A 19,138-nucleotide genomic window follows, 5' to 3' on the forward strand; every position below is an offset into this window, starting at 1 on the left:
CGCCGTCAGAGACGAAACCGGGCCGGATCAGGCCGCGGAACCCGCCTTCCACGCGGCCCAGCCGAGGTTCCAGCCGTTGAGGCCGTTGTCCGGGGCGACCGTCTTGTCGCCGGTGTTCTTGACGACCACGACGTCACCGATCAGCGTGTTGTTGTAGAACCACGCGGCGGGGGTGTTCGGGTCGCCCGCACCCTTCGTGTCGGACAGGCCGACACAGCCGTGGCTCGTGTTCACCGCGCCGAAGATGGACTTGGCGCCCCAGTAGTTGCCGTGGATGAACGTGCCGGAGTTCGACAGGCGCATGGCGTGCGGCACGTCCTTGATGTCGTACTCGCCCTTGCCGTCCTTCTTCGTGAAGCCGACCGTCGAGCCGTCCATCCGGGTCTCCTTGAACTTCTCGGAGATCACCATCTGGCCCTGGTAGGTCTTGTTGTCAGGACCGCCCGCGGAGATCGGGATGGTCTTGACGGTCTTGCCGTCCCGCGTGACCTTCATGGTCTTGGTCCGGGCGTCGACGACGGAGACCTGGTTGCGGCCGACCTTGAAGGTGACCGTCTTCTGCTGGACGCCGTACACACCGTTCGCGCCCTCGACCCCGTCGAGGTTCAGCTTCAGGGTGACGGTGGAGCCGCCCTTCCAGTAGTCCTCGGGGCGGAAGTCCAGGCGGTTGGCGCTGAACCAGTGCCCGACGACCTCCTGACCGCTGCTGGAGGAGACGGTGATCCCCTTCTGCACGGCGGCCTTGTCGGTGATCGCCTTGTCGAAGTTGATCGAGACCGGCATGCCGACGCCGACGGTGGAGCCGTCCTCCGGCGTGAAGTTGCCGATGAAGCTGTTGGCCGGGGAGACCGTCGTGAACGACGCGTTCTCGTGGGCGGTGCGGCCCGCGGAGTCGTCCGCCGTGGCGGTGATCTTGTACGAGGTCGACCGCTCCAGCTGACCGGTGGGCGACCAGCTCTTCTTGTCGGCCGATATCCGGCCGGCGACGGCGGTGCCCGCCGCGGTCTTCATGGTGACGTCCGTGAGCGTGCCCTTGCTCACGGTGACCTTGGCCGCGTTGTTGATGGAGGCGTTGTCGGAGCCGTCCTTGGGCGTGATCTTGATCTGGGCCTCGGAGGCCTTCTTGGCGGCAGCCTCGTCGACCTTGGCCTGCGAGGTGGAGTCGCCACCGCCGCTACTGGCCTCGCTGTCGCCTCCGCTGCACGCAGAGAGCACCAGCACCCCGCCGAGCAGTACGGACGCAGCCCTCAGGCCCTTGCGTCGGTTACTGTCCGTCATCACACGCCTCTCCATCGTTGCCTTATCCCCAACCCCGTGAGTCCCCGTGTCAGCGTTCAACGCTACGACTGGATCGCCTCGTTCCACATCCCGCGAGAATGTGGGGCACACCACGTCGGATCTTCTTGATCGACTGGGGCGGAAGTGGTCACCGCGTCTCGTGAGACGCCAGGGACTCGCCGAGAAGACGCGAGAACCCCGGGCCGCGGTTGCCGCCCGGGGTCACGATTGCCCCGCGCGGCCTCAGCCGAGCACGTCTTCCTCGTCGTCCTCCGCGCCATCATCCTCGCCGAGGTCCCATTCCGGCGAATCGGGATCGTAGGAGATCTGCTCGCTGCTCCAGGAGGCCTGGGCGAGTTCGACCCCCGGCACCTCGCTGACCAGGTCGAACGGGTCGACGAGATACGCGAGGGCTTCGGCAGTGTCTTCCGTCACGGCGCTCTCGGAGTGCCCGCGCTCGTCGTCCGGCATGTCCGGGTCATCCGCGATGCGCTCCAGGGCGGCCTTGGTCACGGCGTCCGCGTCGCCGATCTCCACGACCAGCTCCACGCGAAGCCGGACAAACTGTGATGTCTCAGAAGTGCTCATGGCTGCGAGCGTACGACCCATGGGTTCCGCGACTTTCCCGCGACCCGCGCCTTTCATTAGCATCGCCCCACACGGCCAATTCGCCAGCACCACAAGGGGATAGATATTCCGTGTCCGCCGCACACCGATGGTCGTCCACCGCACGCCGATCCACGCTGACCGCCACCGCCGCGGGAACCCTCCTGTGCGCCCTGTGGTTCGTCCCGTCCGCCAACGCGACCCAGGACACGTCCGGGCAGCAGCAGACGTCGACGACGGTCACACAGACCTCCACGAACACGGACTCGGACTCGGACTCCGGTGCGGGGACCGATTCGACGTCCCTGGACGCCCAACTCGCCGACACCGGAAGCATCGACACCACCCCGTACCTGGTGGGCGGCACCCTCTTCCTCGGCCTGGGCGCGGGCTTCGTGGCGTATTCGGTACGACGGGAACGCATGACGGCGTACTGAGCGGCACCCGGGGCGCGCGCCGAGGAACGGCCGCCCGGGAAGCGGCGGTTGCCGCACCCGCCCGCGCGTCCGGCGGCGCCGCGACGCACCGCGCCCCCGAGCCGACGGGCATCGGGGGCGCCGGGAGTTCGACGACAGGTCCTACGCCAGCGGTCCGGTGACCGTCTCCGCCGCCGTGACCAGGCTGCCGTCACGCACGAAGGCGTCCGCCGCCGCGAGGTCGGGGGCCAGGAAGCGGTCCGGTCCTGGGCCTTCGACGCCCGCCTTGCGGACGGCCGTGATGACCGCCTGCGACGCCGGGGCGGGGGTCAGACCCTCGCGGAGTTCGATGGCGCGGGTGGCGGCGTAGAGCTCGATCGCCACGATGCGCGTGAGGTTGTCGATCGCCGTACGGAGCTTGCGGGCGGCCGACCACCCCATCGAGACGTGGTCCTCCTGCATCGCCGAGGACGGGATCGAGTCCGCGGACGCCGGGACCGCGAGCCGCTTCATCTCGCTGACCAGGGCCGCCTGCGTGTACTGGGCGATCATCAGGCCGGAGTCGACGCCCGCGTCGTCCGCGAGGAACGGCGGCAGCCCGTGCGAGCGGTTCTTGTCGAGAAGCCGGTCGGTGCGGCGCTCGGCGATGGACCCGAGGTCGGCCGCGGCGATCGCGAGGAAGTCGAGGACGTACGCGACCGGGGCACCGTGGAAGTTGCCGTTGGACTCGACGCGCCCGTCGGGGAGCACCACCGGGTTGTCCACCGCCGACGCCAGCTCGCGCTCGGCGACGAGGCGGGCGTGGGCGAGGGTGTCCCGGCCGGCGCCGGCGACCTGCGGGGCGCAGCGCACGGAGTACGCGTCCTGGACGCGCGGCGCGTCGTCCTGGTGGTGGCCGGTGAGCTCGGAACCCGCCAGTACGGCCAGCATGTTGGCGGCCGAGGCGCCCTGACCGGGGTGCGGGCGGATGGCGTGCAGTTCGGGGGCGAGCACCTTGTCGGTGCCGAGGAGTGCCTCGAGGGAGAGGGCCGCCGTGATGTCCGCAGACTTGTAGAGCGCGTCCAGGTCGGCGAGGGCCATGACCAGCATGCCGAGCATGCCGTCGGTGCCGTTGAGGAGGGCCAGGCCCTCCTTCTCGCGCAGCTCGACCGGCGTGATGCCGTGCTCGGCGAGGAGGTCACCGGCCGGACGGACGGTGCCGTCCGGGCCCTCCGCGTCGCCCTCGCCCATCAGCGTCAGGGCGCAGTGGGAGAGCGGGGCGAGGTCGCCGGAGCAGCCGAGCGAGCCGTACTCGTGCACGACCGGGGTGATCCCGGCGTTGAGGATGTCGGCCATCGTCTGCGCGACTTCGGGCCGTACGCCGGTGTGGCCCGAGCAGACGGTTTTCAGTCGCAGGAACATCAGCGCCCGTACGACCTCCCGCTCCACCCTCGGACCCATGCCGGCGGCGTGCGAGCGGACGATGTTGCGCTGGAGCTGCGCCCGCAGCTCCTGGCTGATGTGCCGGGTCGCCAGGGCCCCGAAGCCGGTGCTCACCCCGTACACGGGCTCCGGCTTGGCCGCCAGCGCGTCCACGATGCCGCGGGCCGCGGCGAGGGCGGTCACCGCCTCCCCGGAGAGCTCGATCCGGGCGCCGCCACGCGCCACGGCGAGAACGTCGGACGCGGTCACCCCGGACGTCCCCACCACCACAGTGTGCATATCCATATTCAGGAGCGTACGCAGTGAATTCGATGATGTCACTAGTGGGTGGCCGGTTTACCCCTTACCCGTGCGCCACCCCGGCCGCCGGTGGCCGACGGTTCCCCCGGGCGGGACCGGGCGGCGTGCGGGGGGCCTCATCGGCGGCCCCGGAAGCGGCGGCGCTCCGCCTTGGCCGGCGCCGGCTCGTCCGCGAGCCGGACGACCGGGTCGTCGGGCCCCTCCCGCCCCGCGACCACGGGCTTCGTCGCACGTACGGCCTTGGCGCGGTACTGGGCCGCGTCGGCGAGCCGGAAGAGACGGCGGCCCGAGCGGACCGGACCGATCGGGTCCTGGGTCGAGGCGATCCCGCACGCGACCCCTTCGCCGAGCTCCAAATCGGCCGCGCGACGGCAGAGTTCACCGGCGGCCCGGACCACCTCGTCGGCCGCCGGGCCGACCGCCAGCAGACAGAACTCGTCACCGCCGAGCCGGGCGGCGAGGGCGCCCGGGAGCATCGCGCCGCACAGGGACAGTACGGACCCGAAGCGTTCGAGCAGCTGGTCGCCCACGGCATGCCCGCGCGTGTCGTTGACCCGCTTGAGCCCGTTGAGATCACAGACCACGAGACTGACGACGACCCCGTCCCGCCGATGCTGTTCGATCGCCTCGTCCAGGCGCACGTCGACGGCGCGGCGGTTGGCGAGACCGGTCAGGGCGTCGGTGTACGCGAGCCGCCGGGCCTCCTCCAGCCGCTCGGTCTGGGCGAGGCCGGCGGCCACGACGGAGGCCAGTACGGTGGCGAAGTCGGCGTCGGCGCGGTCGAAGACGGGCTCGCCGGCCGGGCGGGCGACATACAGCTCGCCCCAGGCGCGGCCGTGCAGCACGATCGGGGCGACGACGCAGCAGCCGCGCCCCCTCCTGCGCAGGGCGGCGACGCGCTGGTGGCAGTACCCGGCACGCCCCGCCGTCGACCCCTCGGCCGTCTCCACCCAGGCGTTGGGCTCGCCGCCACGCGCCCAGCGCTCGTGCAGGAATTCGGTGATCTCCGGGAACTGGTGCACGGGGTACGCCTCGTCGTCCGGGAACTCCTCCTCGTCGAAGGCGCGGTCCCCCACGTTGGCGAGGACCCGCAGCCGGCCGCGCTCGCGTTCCCACACGGACAGCGCGGCGAAGTTCCCGGCGAGCGCGCGGCAGGCACCGAGCGCGGCGGCCCGCCAGGACTCCCGCGGGGTGTGCGCCGCCGCCATGCCCTGCGCCAGCGCCACCACGGCCGTCAGCCGTCTGTCCTCACCCATCACCCCAGGCTAGGTATGTTTATGACAATTTGGGACATTGGCGGGGCTACAGGGGTGGGGATGTCGCGGGGGCGGCGCCGGGGCCCTACTCGCCGGGCCACTCCGGCTTGCGCTTCTCGTTGAAGGCCGCCACCCCTTCGGCCCGGTCGCCGGAGAAGGCGACCGAGCGCCAGGCCGCGTCCTCGACCTCCAGGCCCGCCCGCAGGTCGAGCCCGTGGCCGAGGCGCAGGGCGCGCTTCGCGGCGCGCAGGCCGACCGGTGAGTTCGCGGCGATGCGGAAGGCCAGGGCCAGCGCCTCCGTGCGGTCCTGGCCCTCTTCCACCAGCTCGTCGACCAGCCCCAACTCCCTTGCCTCGGCCCCCGTCAGCCGCCGCGCCGAGAAGATCAGCTCGGCCGCGCGGGCGGCACCGACCCGGCGGGGCAGCAGCTGGGTACCGCCGCCGCCGGGGATCACCCCGACGGACACCTCGGGCAGGCCGACCACCGCCGTGCCGTCGGCCACGATCAGATCGCAGGACAGTGCCAGCTCGAAGCCGCCGCCCAGCGCGAAGCCGTGCACGGCGGCGACCGTGGGCATCGGCAGCTCCAGGACACCGGTGTACGCGGCGCGCGCGACCGGGCGCTGGCGCAGCAGGTCGGCGTCCGAGAAGGAGTTCCGCTCCTTCAGGTCGGCGCCGACGCAGAAGGCACGTTCATGGGTGGACGTCAGCACGGCCACGCGTACGTCCGTGTCGTGGGCGAGCGCCTCGCAGGCACCGGCGATCGCGCGGGCCATGTCCGTGGACACGGCGTTCATGGCCTTGGGCCGGTCGAGGACGAGCTCCGCGACCTGCCCCCGCGTGTGCCGCCGTACGACGACGTGGTCCCCGAACCGCCGCTCGTCCGCTCGCTCCGCCATGACACCCTCCCGGTTAACGCGGGTTAACTCCTGACGGCTCGATCATCGCAGCCGGGCCGCCCCGACGAAACCCGACGGAGAAACCGGCCGCGCGTTCCCGTTCGGGTGACACGGAGCGCAACTCCCCCACGACATCCCCAACCGGCGCATAACCTGCGCACCGCCACGGCGGCATCCGGGCGGCGCGGGCACACCGGGGAGGAACGGTCATGACGGACACGGCGGCGACGGAGAAGAAGGCCCCGCGGGAGGCCGCCGGGGCCGACCGCGAGCCACCGGCACGGGACGCCGCCGGGACCGACCGCGAGCCACCGGCACGGGACGCCACCGCGGCGACGGCGACACCGGAGGGGGCGGCGCCGCACGCCGACGCCCGCGGCATCGGCACCGGCACCGTCGCGCACCGCGCCGCTGACGGGCGGGCGGGATCCGGCCCCGGGCCATCCCCGGAACGGCCGCCCCCGCCCCCGAGTCGGTACAGGTCACCTCCGGCCCCGTCTGGTTCCGGCCCATCGGGCGTCACCGCAAGCCGCGGCCGCGGAAGGTGCTGTTCGCCGTGGGCGGGCTCGCACTGGCCGCCGGGGCGTTGAGCTTCGTGCGGCTGGCGCCCGAGTCGGTCGGCGGCGGGCCCGGCACCGCGGAGGCCGCGCCCCCGGTCGAGGCGACCGGCGACCCGGCCGCCAGCGCCGCGGCGGTCGTCGGCGCCACCCCCTCGGGCCGCTCGGGGAGCCCCGGAGGGCGCGGCGCCACCGCCGCGACGGGCGGCGCGAGCGCGACACCGACCTCCCCCGTCGGCTCCGGCCACGCCGCGACATCGCCGTCCGGGGTGGCCCTCCTGCCCGCGGCCCCCGGCAGCGTCTCGACGGCGCCGGGGCAGCGGGGCGCCCCCGCGGCCCGTACCCCTCGATCGAACCCGGCGCCCACCGACGCCACGACTGAGCCCCCGCCCACGGCCACCACGGCGGCCGCGCCCGGTCCCGCCCCGAGTGCCAGCACCCACACGCCACACCCGCCCGGCCTGTGCGTGCCGCTCGTCGGACTGTGCGTCAACCGGGCGGCCGCGGCCGTCCGTTGAGCCACGACGATCCGACCGCCACGACCCGGAACACCCGCTCTAGGACTCCCCGCTCCGCCGAGTGAGCAGCCACGGCTCGACCACACCCAGGCCCCGCACCGGCCGCTGCCACATCGGCTGGAGCGCGAAGCGGTACGTCGGCGGCTCCTCGCCCTCCTTCTCCGCGGCGGCCGCGGCCTCGGCCGCCTCCGCCTCCGAGGCGGGGGCCTCACGCGTACGCGTCAGCTCCTCCGCGAACGCCCCGTCGACCAGGACCGCGTCCCGGGGGGCTATCGAGGTCAGCCGGCTGGCCAGGTTCACCGTCGTACCGAAGACGTCGCCCATGCGGGTCGTCACCGTGCCGAAGGCGATACCCACCCGCAGCTCCGGCATGGTCTCGTCGTTCGCCATCGTCTCGATGAGGCGGAGCGCGATCTCCGCGGCGACACCCGCGTCGTCCGCCGCGTACAGCACCTCGTCGCCCAGCGTCTTGATGAGCCGTCCCCCGTGCGCGGCCACCAGGTCGGCCGCCGTGGTCTCGAAGGCCTCGACGAGCTCGCCGAGTTCCTCCTCCTCCATGCGGCGGGTCAGGCGGGTGAAGCCGACCAGGTCCGCGAAGCCGACGGCGAGCCGGCGGTCGACCATCTCCTCGTCGTCCCCGGCCTGTACGACCCGGCCCGTCGCGGCGGCGAGCTGGCGCCGCCAGACATAGACGAGGAACTCCTCCAGCTCGGGCAGGAGCAGCTCGACGAGGGGGTACGTCACCTCGGTGCGGGTCATGCCCGGCTCCGGCGGCTCCGTCAGCCCCTCCAGGAAGGAGTCGATCTGCCACTCGGCGAGCCGGGCGGTGGTCTGCCCGGTGGAACGGGCGACCTGGACCGCCATGGCCTCGCTCAGCAGCCCCGCCTCGACCAGACCGGCCAGCCGGCGCAGCGCCAGCACGTCCGCCTCCGTCAGCGCCTTGGCCTGCCCTATGTCGGCAAAGCCCATGGCCCGCCAGAAGCGGGACGCCAGCTCCATGGAGACACCCGCGCTGCGGGCCGCCTGGAAGGGGGTGTAGCGGCGCTCCGCCCCGAGGATGAGCTGTTCCAGGCGCAGCGCGAGGGGGTTCTCCTCCGGCTCCTCGTGCCCGTCCACCCGGTCGTGGGCATCGGTACGGCCACCGTGCGCGTCGACCCGCGCGGGCGACGCGTCGCTGACAGGCCTGGCGGTAGGCCCCGGCTCACCGTCGGGGGCGGGGTGTACACCGGTGCCCGAACCCGTGTCGTCGACGGTCACGCCTGCTGCCCTTCCGATCTGCCGCGGTCAGGTATCGACCGCGCTCAACTCTACGGCAGGTGTGCTGTGGCTCACTCCCGAGTCGTACTGTCCAGTCTCGTACGGAACGGCCGTACGCGCCGTTCAACGGCCCGGCCCGGGCGGACCCGCGCGCCGTTCCACCGCCAGACCCGGGTACCCCTCCCGCACCCGGGATCACATCTCTCCCGCTCCCGCCGGTCGCAGATGCACGATGTCGCCCGCCCCCACCGGCTGCTGCACGCCCTCCGCCGTGGCCAGGACCAGCCGGCCGTCCCCGTCCACGGCCACCGCCTCCCCGGTGAGCGACCGGCCGCCGGGCAGCTCGGCCCGTACGGTCCGGCCCAGCGTCGCGCAGCCCGCCGCGTACGCCTCCTGGAGGCCGCTCACCGCCGGATCGCCGTCCGCCTCGCGCCAGGTGCCGTACCAGCGCTCCAGTGAGCGCAGCACGGCCCGCAGCAGCGGGTCACGGTCCGTGCTCACCGCGCCCGCGAGGGTGAGGGAGCCCGCGGCGGGCACGGGCAGTTCGTCCTCGTGGAGCGTGACGTTGACGCCGACGCCGACCACGACCCCGTCCTCGCCCGTGCGCTCGGCGAGGATGCCGCCGGCCTTGCGCTCCTGGCCGCCCACGCTCACCAGCAGGTCGTTGGGCCACTTGAGCGCCGTGTCGGCGCCCGCCGCACGGGAGAGCCCGGTCGCGACCGCGACTCCGGTGAGCAGCGGGATCCAGCCCCAGCGGTGCACGGGCACCTCGGACGGCTTCAGCAGTACCGAGAAGAAGAGGCCGGAGCGGGCCGGAGCCGTCCACTGCCGGTCGAGACGGCCGCGCCCGGCGGTCTGTTCCTCGGCGACGAGGACGGCGCCCTCGTCGAGCGTCCCGGCCCGCGCGGCCAGGTCGGTGTTGGTCGAGCCGGTCACGGGTACGACGTCGAGCGAGGACCACAGGCTCCCCTCCCGCACCAGCGCGCGCCGCAGGGAAGCGGCGTTCAAGGGCGGACGGTCCAGATCGGACCAGCGACCGTCATGGGCGTCAGAAGCATCTTTCGGCGTCATGCAACCCACCCTAGGTGTGGTAAACGCCGCACTGCCGAAAGGTATCGCCGCCACTACCCTACGAGTCAGTAGCAAAACCCTCAGCAGGATCTCGAGCAGGACCGAACACGTCACCCTCACGTCCCCATTGAGCAGGCAGGGAGCCGCATCCCGATGTCCGAGCCGGAAGAGCTGCACCACCCCGATATCCACACCACCGCGGGCAAACTCGCGGATCTGCAGCGCCGCATCCAGGAGGCGACGCACGCCGGCTCGGAGCGCGCCGTCGAAAAGCAGCACGCCAAGGGCAAGCTGACGGCCCGTGAGCGGATCGCGCTGCTGCTCGACGAGGACTCCTTCGTCGAGCTGGACGAGTTCGCGCAGCACCGCTCCACGGACTTCGGCATGGAGAACAACCGCCCGTACGGAGACGGTGTCGTCACCGGGTACGGGACCGTGGACGGCCGCCCCGTCGCCGTGTTCTCGCAGGACTTCACCGTCTTCGGCGGTGCCCTCGGCGAGGTCTTCGGGCAGAAGATCATGAAGGCGATGGACTTCGCCCTGAAGACGGGCTGTCCGGTCATCGGCATCAACGACTCCGGCGGCGCCCGTATCCAGGAGGGCGTCTCGGCCCTCGGCATGTACGGCGAGATCTTCCGCCGCAACACCCATGCCTCGGGCGTGATCCCGCAGATCAGCCTGGTCGTCGGCCCGTGCGCGGGCGGCGCGGTCTACTCCCCCGCGATCACCGACTTCACGGTGATGGTCGACCAGACCTCGCACATGTTCATCACGGGCCCCGACGTCATCAAGACGGTGACGGGCGAGGACGTCGGCTTCGAGGAGCTGGGCGGCGCCCGCACGCACAACGCGGTGTCGGGCGTGGCCCATCACATGGCGGGGGAGGAGAAGGACGCGATCGAGTACGTCAAGCAGCTGCTGTCGTACCTGCCGTCCAACAACCTCAGCGAGCCGCCGGCCTTCCCGGAGGAGGCGGACCTCGCCCTCACCGACGAGGACCGCGAGCTGGACACCCTCGTACCCGACAGTGCGAACCAGCCGTACGACATGCACACGGTGATCGAACACATCCTGGACGACGCCGAGTTCCTGGAGACGCAGCCGCTGTTCGCGCCGAACATCCTCACCGGCTTCGGCCGGGTCGAGGGCCACCCGGTGGGCATCGTCGCCAACCAGCCGATGCAGTTCGCGGGCTGCCTCGACATCGACGCGTCCGAGAAGGCCGCCCGCTTCGTGCGCACCTGCGACGCGTTCAACGTCCCGGTGATCACTTTCGTGGACGTGCCGGGCTTCCTGCCCGGTGTCGGCCAGGAGCACGACGGCATCATCCGCCGCGGCGCCAAGCTGATCTACGCGTACGCCGAGGCGACCGTCCCGCTGATCACCGTCATCACCCGCAAGGCGTTCGGCGGCGCGTACGACGTCATGGGCTCCAAGCACCTGGGCGCCGACCTCAACCTCGCCTGGCCGACCGCCCAGATCGCCGTGATGGGCGCGCAGGGCGCGGTCAACATCCTGCACCGCCGCACCATCGCCGCCACACCCGAGGAGGAGCGCGAGGAGGTCCGCCGGCGGCTCATCCAGGAGTACGAGGACACGCTGCTCAACCCCTACACGGCGGCCGAGCGCGGCTACATCGACGGCGTGATCATGCCGTCCGACACCCGCGCCCATGTCGTACGGGGGCTGCGTCAGCTCCGTACGAAGCGGGAATCCCTGCCTCCGAAGAAGCACGGCAACATCCCCCTCTAGAGCCCTGGGAGCAGTTGTGACGATCAAGGTCATACGGGGCAATCCGACCCCGGAGGAGCTGGCCGCCGCACTGGCGGTGGTGCGGGCGCGCGCCGCGGCGGCGGCTTCGGTGCCGTCCGGCGCGCCCGGACCGCGGGACTCCTGGGCCGACCCGGCCCGCATCGCCGCCGACCGGCTGCCCCAGCCGGGCCCGACGACGTGGAGCCGCACGTACTGGCCCGGCTAGGGCCTGTCGCGAAAGCGGCGTCAGAGCACTCCCGCGACGGCTTCGGCCATCACCTCGTACCCCGCGTCGTTCGGGTGCAGGTGGTCGCCGAAGTCGTACGCCGGGTGCAGCCGGCCCGGGTCCGCCGGGTCGGCCAGCGCGCGGTTGAGGTCCACGACCGCGTCGTACTCGCCGGAGCGGCGGATCCACTCGTTCACCTCGTGGCTCACCTTGGCCGCGTGTTCGCCCCAGTGGTCGGAGCCGCCGAAGGGGAGCAGGGTCGCGCCGACAACCCGTAGCCGTCCGCGGGAGCGGCGGATCAACTCCCGGTGCCCGGCGATCAGTTCGTCCGCCTCGACGACCGGCGCCGGCTTGTACGTCGGCTGTTCGTCCGTCTCGCTGAAGCCGATGTCGTTGAGGCCGAGGAGGACGACGAGGGTGTCGACGCCTTCGTGGCCGAGGACGTCCCGGCGCAGGCGGTGGACGCCCTTCTCGCCGTACCAGGCGGAGTCGTTCAGCAGCAGGTTCCCGCCGATGCCCGCGTTCAGCACGGGCCGTCCGGTGCGCCCGGCGAGAGCGTCGGACCAGCGGCGGTCCGCGCCCGGGGTGGAGCCGAAGCCGTCCGTGACGGAGTCGCCGAGGAGGGCCACGGCGTCGGTGCGGCCGGCGTCGACCTCGACGGCCGTCAGGAAGTACCAGGACTCGGTGGACTCGCCGAAGCCGTCACCCCGTACGTCCTCCAGCCGGTCCCCGGCACCGCGGTAGCTGCTCGTGAACGCCTGGGCGTGGAAGGTCGCCGGACCGGTGACGGCGTCGAGATGCAGCGTGACGGTCACCGCCTCCCCGGCCGCCGACGCGAGTTCGACGGCATCGCTGCGGACCTGACCGCGCGCCGGGATCTCCACGGCGCCCGAGCCGCCGAAGGTGAGCCGCCGCACCGATCCCGGTTCGACGGCGGCACCCGCGGCCGTGCGGGCCACGGTGGCGCCCGCGATCTTCAGCGGCGAGGTCCCGTACGCGTGGGACAGCCGGATCCGGACCCGGCCGCCGCCCGCGGTGAGGCGTACGACCTGGCGCAGGGACTGGCGCCAGAATCCCTCCCTCGACCAGTTGGGGGTGAAGCCCTCGCTGGGGAGCTGGGGCGGGGCGGTCCAGGCGGTGGTGAACACGGCACACACTTCCTTCCACAGGCCCTTCCGAACAGGCCTTTCCGAACAGGCCTTTTCGAACAGGCCTTTTCGACCTAAAGGGAACTGGAGTCCCTTTAGCTGATGTCGTGACGGTAGCAAGTCCAGAGCTTTAATGGAACCTCAGAACCGTTTGGTGAAGTTGAGTACGTGTACTCAGGCGCGCGGACGGTCGGCCGCGCACGCTCGAAGCATGCTGTGGTCCGACCCCGAGAACGAGCCGCCCGAGGAGCTGCGGAAGACGCAGGACATGCTGCGGCGGCTGGGTTTTCTCATGGCGCTGGCCATGCTGCTCGCGATGATCGTCCTCGGCTTCGGATGCGGGGCGCCGATACCCTGAACGCATGACCGATCAGCCGCGCCGCCGCCTCGTGCTCGCCTCACAGTCCCCCGCCCGGCTCAACCTGCTGCGGCAGGCCGGCCTCGACCCCGAAGTGATCGTGAGCGGGTTCGACGAGGACCGCCTGAGCGCACCGACCCCCGCCGAACTCGCCCTCGCGCTGGCCGAGGCGAAGGCCTCCGTCGTGGCGGCGAAGCCCGAGGTCCAGGGCGCACTGGTGATCGGCTGCGACTCGGTGCTCGACCTGGACGGCGAGGCCCTCGGCAAGCCCGCGGACGCCGAGGAGGCCACCGCCCGCTGGAAGGCGATGCGCGGCCGGGCGGGCACCCTCCAGACCGGGCACTGCATCTACGACACGGCGAGCAAGCGCTACGCCTCGGCGACCGCGTCCACCGTCGTCCGCTTCGGCGAGCCGACGGACGAGGAGATCGCCGCGTACGTCGCCTCCGGCGAACCCCTCCACGTGGCCGGGGCGTTCACCCTCGACGGCCGCTCGGCCCCCTTCATCGAGGGCATCGACGGCGACCACGGCAACGTCATCGGCATCTCCCTGCCGACGGTGCGCCGCCTGCTCGGCGAACTGGGCGTCGGCATCACGCAGCTGTGGACGCCCCGGGAGAAGTGATCAGGGGGTGCTGGGAGCCGGGGGTGTGACCGGCGCGGGTCCCGGGCTCACGCTGTCGCCGTCACCCTTGGGGTCGCCGTTCCCCTTGGGGTCGCCGTCGGCGTCCACGGCGTCCGCGGGGCCCTCCCGGCGGTCGTACGTCATCAGCAGCAGCACGATGAGCCCGAGCACCCCCATCATGAACAGGAACGCGCTCCGGCCCACCAGCCCCCACGCGAACGCGCCCAGCAGCCCATGCACCACGGCGACGCTGATCAGCAGGATGCGGCCGAGGCCGGCCGGGGAGCGGTCGCGGACGCCGACCAGCAGCGCGACGAGGCCGCACAGCCCGAAGTAGAGACCGAAGACCACACCGCCGGCCTTCGAGGAAACGGACATCGCGTTCGGATCGAGCCCCGCGAGGGACATGTGCTGGCGGTCGACGATCACCCCGAGGAACCAGTTGAGCAGCGCGATGCCGAGCGCCTCCACGAAGAGGACGACCGCGACCACCCATGCCACCGGTCTACGCACCACCGGCCCCACCCACTTTCGAGCGCGTTTCCTGTTACCCCTAGTACGTTCGATACATCGCGAACGCTACATGGGGGTCCCCCCTGTTCGAACGTAGTTGAGAGCTTGGGGGAGGGTAAACCGCGGGACAAGAGGTCTGCCGGGGGCAAAGAATCGTTGGGCCATTAGTAGGGACTCGACAAAGAAACGCGACCGGGCGCAGCGCGGCCTCACAGAGACCTTGACCACATCGGGGGGCTAGGGTTTTGCGGAGGATTCCCGCGTCCTGCGATGCGACAAGGGTTTTCGCCGGTGGAGTGAGCCTCGACTCACGCTCCGTGTGGGCAAGCTCACCACTGGGGACGGGTCGTAACGTCGTGTCGGCAGTCCCTAAACTCGGCTTGTTTCAAGGAGAGGGAGTCATCGTGCGCAAGGTGTTGATCGCCAACCGTGGCGAAATCGCTGTCCGCGTCGCCCGGGCCTGCCGTGACGCCGGGATCGCGAGCGTGGCCGTGTACGCGGAGCCGGACCGGGACGCGCTGCACGTCCGGGCGGCCGACGAGGCGTTCGCCCTGGGCGGTGACACCCCGGCCACCAGTTACCTGGACATCGCCAAGGTGCTCCAGGCCGCCAAGGATTCCGGTGCGGACGCCATCCACCCGGGTTACGGCTTTCTTTCCGAGAACGCGGAGTTCGCCCAGGCGGTCCTGGACGCGGGCCTCGTCTGGATCGGGCCGCCGCCGCAGGCCATCCGCGACCTCGGCGACAAGGTCGCCGCCCGGCACATCGCGCAGCGCGCGGGTGCCCCCCTCGTGGCGGGCACGCCCGACCCGGTCTCCGGCGCCGACGAGGTCGTCGCGTTCGCCCGGGAGCACGGTCTGCCGATCGCCATCAAGGCCGCCTTCGGTGGCGGCGGGCGCGGTCTGAAGGTGGCCCGCACCCTCGAAGAGGTCCCCGAGCTGTACGACTCGGCGGTCCGCGAGGCGGTCGCCGCGTTCGGCCGCGGCGAGTGCTTCGTCGAGCGGTACCTCGACAAGCCCCGGCACGTCGAGACGCAGTGCCTGGCCGACACCCACGGCAACGTGGTCGTCGTGTCCACCCGCGACTGCTCCCTCCAGCGCCGTCACCAGAAGCTGGTCGAGGAGGCCCCGGCGCCGTTCCTGTCGGACGCCCAGGTCGAGGAGCTGTACTCCTCCTCCAAGGCGATCCTGAAGGAGGCCGGCTACGTCGGCGCGGGCACCGTCGAGTTCCTCGTCGGTGTCGACGGCACCATCTCCTTCCTCGAGGTCAACACCCGCCTCCAGGTCGAACACCCGGTCACCGAGGAGGTCGCCGGCATCGACCTCGTGCGGGAGATGTTCCGCATCGCCGACGGCGAGGAACTCGGCTACGGCGACCCCGAGCTGCGTGGTCATTCCTTCGAGTTCCGTATCAACGGCGAGGACCCGGGCCGCAACTTCCTGCCCGCCCCCGGCACGGTGACGACCTTCGCCCCGCCGTCGGGCCCGGGCGTGCGCCTGGACGCCGGCGTCGAGTCCGGCAGCGTGATCGGCCCCGCCTGGGACTCCCTGCTCGCCAAGCTGATCGTCACCGGCGCCACCCGCGAACAGGCTCTCCAGCGCGCCGCCCGCGCCCTGGCCGAGTTCAACGTCGAGGGCATGGCCACCGCCATCCCGTTCCACCGCGCGGTGGTCAGGGACCCGGCGTTCGCCCCCGAACTCACCGGCTCCGCCGAACCGTTCACGGTCCACACCCGCTGGATCGAGACCGAGTTCGTCAACGAGATCAAGCCGTTCACCGTCCCCACCGACGCGGACGCCGAGGAGGAGCCCGGTCGCGAGACCGTCGTCGTCGAGGTCGGCGGCAAGCGCCTGGAAGTCTCCCTGCCGTCCTCCCTCGGCATGTCGCTGGCCCGCACCGGCCTCGCGGCGGGCGCCAAGCCCAAGCGCCGCGCGGCCAAGAAGTCCGGCCCGGTGGCCTCCGGGGACACCCTCGCCTCCCCGATGCAGGGCACCATCGTCAAGGTCGCCGTCGAGGAGGGCCAGGAGGTCCAGGAAGGCGACCTGGTCGTCGTACTCGAAGCGATGAAGATGGAACAGCCGCTGAACGCGCACAAGTCCGGCACCATCAAGGGTCTGGGCGCCGAGGTCGGCGCGTCCATCACCTCCGGCGCCGCCATCTGCGAGATCAAGGACTGACCGGAGGACCGGCCGGAAGACTGGCCGGAGGACCGGCCGAGAGGTCGTTCGACTCCCCGAAGCGCCCGGCGGACCTGAGCAGTAGGTCCGCCGGGCGCTTCGTCTCCCCCGTCCCCCGTGGGCTCTGTGCGGCTCTGTGCGGCGCCGGGAGGCTCTGTGCGGCTCCCGGGCGGCTCCGGGCGGCGCGCAGCGGCCTGTGCGGCGCTGTACCCCTCCAGTGAACCGGGAGGCCCGGCCGATGGCCATCCGTCAATTCTGACGGGTCGCGACAGATCGTCTCAGTCGGCGAGCAGTCCGAGGTCCCGTCCCCGGCGCAGCAGCGCCGCCGTGTGCCCGGCCTCGAGCTTGCGGTGCAGGGCGGCGATGTAGCCCCGCACGGTGGTCGGCGACAGCCCCATCCGCCGGGCCGTCTCGGTCGCCGTGAGGCCGCTGTCGAGGTGCCGCAGCGTCCGGTGCTCCTGGTCGGTCACGCCGAACAGCCGGGCGACGGCCCGCCCCCGCCCGAGGTCCCGGAGCAGGAGCAGCGCGGGAAGGCCGGGTGCGGCGGGGGCGACGTAGCGCACCTCGACGTCCCGTGCGGTGAACGGTTCGGTGCGGCCGAGCCGGGGATCGTGCCGTACGGCCGGCAGCAGGTGGGCCGCGGCCGCGTTGAGGGGGTACGGGCGGCCGTCGTCGAGTGCGGCGACACCCCGGTCGTGCCCGCCGACCAGTTCCAGGGCGGCGGCGGCCAGCAGCCGCAACCGGGCTCGCTCCCGCAGCGCCCTGTGCACGGCGCGGAGTTGGAGCTGGGCGAAGCCGAGCAGGTCGCGTTCCCGTTCGGTGAAGTCCTGGCCGGAGCGGACCAGTGCGTAGCCCTCGACCACGGACATGTCGGACCCGGCCGACGCCACCAGGTGCCGCCGTAACCCGAAGGGGCGGAAGTCCAGGTTGTAGCAGTGGGTGCGTTCCCACTGCCGGTCGCCGGCCACGTCGCTCACCCGCCATGCCTCCGGGGTCGGCGTCTGGAGCATGACCTCGGTCAGCGGGTGGTCGAGGGGATGGTCGTAGATGACCATCGGGTCCTCGTGGAAGGAGTCCGTCGGCAGCGAGAGGGTGGACAGACCGACGCCGTCGACCGCTATCCGGTAACTCTGCGCCGCGTCGGCCGGGATCAGCTCCATCAGCCCGGGCAGCGCCTGTTCCTGGAACTCCTCGACGGAGTCGGCCTCTTCGATTCCTCGTACCAGTGTCAGTACGCGTTGCGCGTCCGCACCGCTGATCTCCATGCACACTCTCCCGGCGCTGCTCTCGCCATGAGAAGTCCTGAGATGTTCCTCGATGTCCTGAGAAGAAAGTACTGCGCCTGCCCGCACCCCAAACCTCCCCGGCCGGCCCGATGCCCTGCCGCAGGGCAGCCCGGAGGGACGGGAGGGAGCGCGTGGATGCCGTGCGGGGCGCGGGCGTGGGAGAGAGCGCGGGGGCAGGTGCGCCCGCGGAGCGTCCTGGGGGCCCGCGCGCCCTGTGTGCCGACGCGCGGCGCGCGGCGCGCCTGGGAGCGGCGGCCCGGCGGCACGGTCCGTGTGCGCCGCGCCGGGCGCGGCGAGCGGTCCACCCGGCCGCCGAGGACCCCTGAAGGCCCCGTACCGGCCGGGTACGAACGTCAGCGGCGCCGCAGGTCCGCGACCCGCGCCCGCTCTCCCGGCTGCTGCTCGCCCAGGGCCGTGGTGCTGCGCAGCTGCGGCCCGGCGCCCGGGACCTGGCCGCGGCGCGGACCGGGGAGCGGCATGTCCCGGCGTGACTGACGCCCCGCCGGGACCGTATCGCCGCCTCCCGCGCCCGCCGCCGACCCGGCGACCGCGATCTGCACGCCCTGGTCGGCGAGGGCCTGGAGTTCGGTGGCCGCGCGGTCGTCGTGGGCGGGCGGTTCGTCCGTGACCAGGCGCGTGATGACATCGGTCGGCACGGTCTGGAACATCGTGTCGGTGCCGAGCTTGGTGTGGTCGGCGAGCACGACGACCTCGGCGGCGGCCTGCACCAGCGCGCGGTCGACGGACGCCGACAGCATGTTGGAGGTGGACAGGCCGCGCTCGGCGGTGAGGCCGCTCCCGGAGAGGAAGGCCCGGGACACGCGCAGTCCTTGCAGGGACTGCTCGGCTCCGCTGCCGACCAGTGCGTAGTTGGAGCCGCGCAGAGTGCCGCCGGTCATCACGACCTCCACCCGGTTGGCATGGGCCAACGCCTGGGCCACCAGCAGCGAGTTGGTGACGACGGTGAGCCCGGGCACCCGCGCGAGCCGGCGGGCCAGCTCCTGCGTCGTGGTCCCCGCCCCCACCACGATGGCCTCGCCCTCTTCGACGAGACTCGCGGCGAGATCGGCGATGGCCGTCTTCTCGGCGGTCGCGAGATGTGACTTCTGCGGAAAGCCGGACTCCCGCGTGAACCCGCCCGGCAATACCGCACCGCCGTGCCGGCGGTCGAGGAGTCCTTCTGCCTCCAGTGCGCGCACGTCCCGCCGTACGGTCACTTCGGAGGTCTGGACGACGCGGGCGAGCTCACGGAGCGACACGGCCCCATTCGCTCGCACCATTTCGAGGATCAATTGGCGACGTTCTGCAGCGAACACGAAACTGACAGTAACCCCAACGACCGTCTGGTTTCAGCAGTTTGCGCCGAATAACAGAAGTTGTTCGCATGGCAGGGCAGGAAGTGGTATACGCGCCTAATCCGCCTGCCTATGCCGCCCGAATGGTCGACGACTCCCCGTGACCAGCGGGAAGGTGT

18 protein-coding genes are annotated in these 19,138 nt (G+C 71.9%); 7 read left to right on the top strand and 11 right to left on the bottom strand.

The window, feature by feature from the left end; genetic code table 11:
- Window positions 1-27: 27 nt before the first annotated feature.
- Both SAVERM_RS17200 and SAVERM_RS17205 read right to left on the bottom strand, forming a co-directional pair.
- On the bottom strand, window positions 28-1,293 hold the full coding sequence (locus SAVERM_RS17200) for a L,D-transpeptidase (protein ID WP_037644953.1): 1,266 nt from the start codon (window positions 1,291-1,293) through the stop codon (window positions 28-30).
- Window positions 1,294-1,521: 228 nt separating this feature from the next.
- Window positions 1,522-1,866, bottom strand: coding sequence for a hypothetical protein (locus SAVERM_RS17205; RefSeq protein ID WP_037645229.1), 345 nt, complete (start codon window positions 1,864-1,866; stop codon window positions 1,522-1,524).
- 110 nt (window positions 1,867-1,976) lie between these two features.
- On the opposite strand from SAVERM_RS17205, the gene SAVERM_RS17210 reads away from it, so the two are divergent.
- Entirely contained in the window at window positions 1,977-2,321 is a 345-nt protein-coding gene (locus tag SAVERM_RS17210) for an LPXTG cell wall anchor domain-containing protein (protein ID WP_010984754.1), read from the top strand.
- A 141-nt stretch (window positions 2,322-2,462) separates the two neighbouring features.
- On the opposite strand, the gene hutH is transcribed toward SAVERM_RS17210, so the two are convergent.
- From hutH to SAVERM_RS17225, 3 genes are all read right to left on the bottom strand, one after another.
- Window positions 2,463-4,001: a histidine ammonia-lyase gene (gene hutH / locus SAVERM_RS17215; RefSeq protein ID WP_037644951.1), complete on the bottom strand. Its 1,539-nt coding sequence runs from the start codon at window positions 3,999-4,001 to the stop codon at window positions 2,463-2,465.
- Window positions 4,002-4,138: 137 nt separating this feature from the next.
- Window positions 4,139-5,278 carry a GGDEF domain-containing protein gene (locus SAVERM_RS17220; RefSeq protein WP_037644948.1) on the bottom strand — a complete coding sequence of 380 codons (1,140 nt, stop codon included), beginning with the start codon at window positions 5,276-5,278 and terminating at the stop codon, window positions 4,139-4,141.
- A gap of 85 nt (window positions 5,279-5,363) precedes the next feature.
- The gene (locus tag SAVERM_RS17225) at window positions 5,364-6,176 is read right to left on the bottom strand and encodes an enoyl-CoA hydratase/isomerase family protein (RefSeq protein WP_010984757.1); all 813 of its coding nucleotides are present in this window, start codon (window positions 6,174-6,176) and stop codon (window positions 5,364-5,366) included.
- 556 nt (window positions 6,177-6,732) lie between these two features.
- Between SAVERM_RS17225 and SAVERM_RS17230 the strand changes: the two genes are divergently transcribed.
- Window positions 6,733-7,251: a hypothetical protein gene (locus SAVERM_RS17230; RefSeq protein WP_176605154.1), complete on the top strand. Its 519-nt coding sequence runs from the start codon at window positions 6,733-6,735 to the stop codon at window positions 7,249-7,251.
- 39 nt (window positions 7,252-7,290) lie between these two features.
- Here the strand turns inward: SAVERM_RS17230 and SAVERM_RS17235 are convergent, their stop codons facing one another.
- Window positions 7,291-8,508, bottom strand: coding sequence for an adenylate/guanylate cyclase domain-containing protein (locus SAVERM_RS17235; protein WP_010984759.1), 1,218 nt, complete (start codon window positions 8,506-8,508; stop codon window positions 7,291-7,293).
- A 195-nt stretch (window positions 8,509-8,703) separates the two neighbouring features.
- Window positions 8,704-9,579 (bottom strand): biotin--[acetyl-CoA-carboxylase] ligase, encoded by an 876-nt coding sequence (locus tag SAVERM_RS17240; RefSeq protein WP_010984760.1) that lies wholly within the window; start codon window positions 9,577-9,579, stop codon window positions 8,704-8,706.
- Between the two features lie 153 nt (window positions 9,580-9,732).
- Between SAVERM_RS17240 and SAVERM_RS17245 the strand changes: the two genes are divergently transcribed.
- Window positions 9,733-11,331: an acyl-CoA carboxylase subunit beta gene (locus tag SAVERM_RS17245; RefSeq protein WP_010984761.1), complete on the top strand. Its 1,599-nt coding sequence runs from the start codon at window positions 9,733-9,735 to the stop codon at window positions 11,329-11,331.
- 16 nt (window positions 11,332-11,347) lie between these two features.
- Entirely contained in the window at window positions 11,348-11,557 is a 210-nt protein-coding gene (locus tag SAVERM_RS17250) for an acyl-CoA carboxylase epsilon subunit (RefSeq protein WP_010984762.1), read from the top strand.
- A 20-nt stretch (window positions 11,558-11,577) separates the two neighbouring features.
- Here the strand turns inward: SAVERM_RS17250 and SAVERM_RS17255 are convergent, their stop codons facing one another.
- A complete protein-coding gene (locus tag SAVERM_RS17255; RefSeq protein ID WP_037644946.1) occupies window positions 11,578-12,705 on the bottom strand; it encodes an SGNH/GDSL hydrolase family protein in 1,128 nt (375 codons plus the stop codon).
- 211 nt (window positions 12,706-12,916) lie between these two features.
- Between SAVERM_RS17255 and mmpB the strand changes: the two genes are divergently transcribed.
- A complete protein-coding gene (mmpB, locus tag SAVERM_RS43325; protein ID WP_010984764.1) occupies window positions 12,917-13,063 on the top strand; it encodes a morphogenic membrane protein MmpB in 147 nt (48 codons plus the stop codon).
- Between the two features lie 4 nt (window positions 13,064-13,067).
- Window positions 13,068-13,688 carry a Maf family protein gene (locus tag SAVERM_RS17260; RefSeq protein ID WP_010984765.1) on the top strand — a complete coding sequence of 207 codons (621 nt, stop codon included), beginning with the start codon at window positions 13,068-13,070 and terminating at the stop codon, window positions 13,686-13,688.
- Here SAVERM_RS17260 and SAVERM_RS17265 read toward each other — a convergent pair whose 3' ends face one another.
- A complete protein-coding gene (locus SAVERM_RS17265) occupies window positions 13,689-14,213 on the bottom strand; it encodes a hypothetical protein (RefSeq protein ID WP_010984766.1) in 525 nt (174 codons plus the stop codon).
- 392 nt (window positions 14,214-14,605) lie between these two features.
- Here SAVERM_RS17265 and SAVERM_RS17270 point away from each other — a divergent pair, with 392 nt between their 5' ends.
- Entirely contained in the window at window positions 14,606-16,378 is a 1,773-nt protein-coding gene (locus SAVERM_RS17270) for an acetyl/propionyl/methylcrotonyl-CoA carboxylase subunit alpha (RefSeq protein ID WP_010984767.1), read from the top strand.
- 278 nt (window positions 16,379-16,656) lie between these two features.
- Here SAVERM_RS17270 and SAVERM_RS17275 read toward each other — a convergent pair whose 3' ends face one another.
- Both SAVERM_RS17275 and SAVERM_RS17280 read right to left on the bottom strand, forming a co-directional pair.
- The gene (locus tag SAVERM_RS17275; RefSeq protein WP_037644942.1) at window positions 16,657-17,643 is read right to left on the bottom strand and encodes a helix-turn-helix transcriptional regulator; all 987 of its coding nucleotides are present in this window, start codon (window positions 17,641-17,643) and stop codon (window positions 16,657-16,659) included.
- A gap of 374 nt (window positions 17,644-18,017) precedes the next feature.
- Complete coding sequence (locus SAVERM_RS17280) at window positions 18,018-18,980, bottom strand: DeoR/GlpR family DNA-binding transcription regulator (protein ID WP_078234423.1); 963 nt, start codon at window positions 18,978-18,980, stop codon at window positions 18,018-18,020.
- Between the last annotated feature and the right edge of the window lie 158 nt (window positions 18,981-19,138).

Origin of the sequence: Streptomyces avermitilis MA-4680 = NBRC 14893 (assembly GCF_000009765.2) — a bacterium.
In the GTDB taxonomy this organism is placed as follows: Bacteria; Actinomycetota; Actinomycetes; order Streptomycetales; family Streptomycetaceae; genus Streptomyces; species Streptomyces avermitilis.

What these genes read in the sequence shown, in the direction of transcription:
- SAVERM_RS17275 (WP_037644942.1), bottom strand. Translation starts at nt 17,643, where the DNA reads ATGGAGATCAGCGGTGCGGACGCGCAACGCGTACTGACACTGGTACGA.
- SAVERM_RS17260 (WP_010984765.1), top strand. Translation starts at nt 13,068, where the DNA reads ATGACCGATCAGCCGCGCCGCCGCCTCGTGCTCGCCTCACAGTCCCCC.
- mmpB (WP_010984764.1), top strand. Translation starts at nt 12,917, where the DNA reads ATGCTGTGGTCCGACCCCGAGAACGAGCCGCCCGAGGAGCTGCGGAAG.
- hutH (WP_037644951.1), bottom strand. Translation starts at nt 4,001, where the DNA reads ATGCACACTGTGGTGGTGGGGACGTCCGGGGTGACCGCGTCCGACGTT.
- SAVERM_RS17225 (WP_010984757.1), bottom strand. Translation starts at nt 6,176, where the DNA reads ATGGCGGAGCGAGCGGACGAGCGGCGGTTCGGGGACCACGTCGTCGTA.
- SAVERM_RS17240 (WP_010984760.1), bottom strand. Translation starts at nt 9,579, where the DNA reads ATGACGCCGAAAGATGCTTCTGACGCCCATGACGGTCGCTGGTCCGAT.
- SAVERM_RS17200 (WP_037644953.1), bottom strand. Translation starts at nt 1,293, where the DNA reads ATGGAGAGGCGTGTGATGACGGACAGTAACCGACGCAAGGGCCTGAGG.
- SAVERM_RS17205 (WP_037645229.1), bottom strand. Translation starts at nt 1,866, where the DNA reads ATGAGCACTTCTGAGACATCACAGTTTGTCCGGCTTCGCGTGGAGCTG.
- SAVERM_RS17220 (WP_037644948.1), bottom strand. Translation starts at nt 5,278, where the DNA reads ATGGGTGAGGACAGACGGCTGACGGCCGTGGTGGCGCTGGCGCAGGGC.
- SAVERM_RS17245 (WP_010984761.1), top strand. Translation starts at nt 9,733, where the DNA reads ATGTCCGAGCCGGAAGAGCTGCACCACCCCGATATCCACACCACCGCG.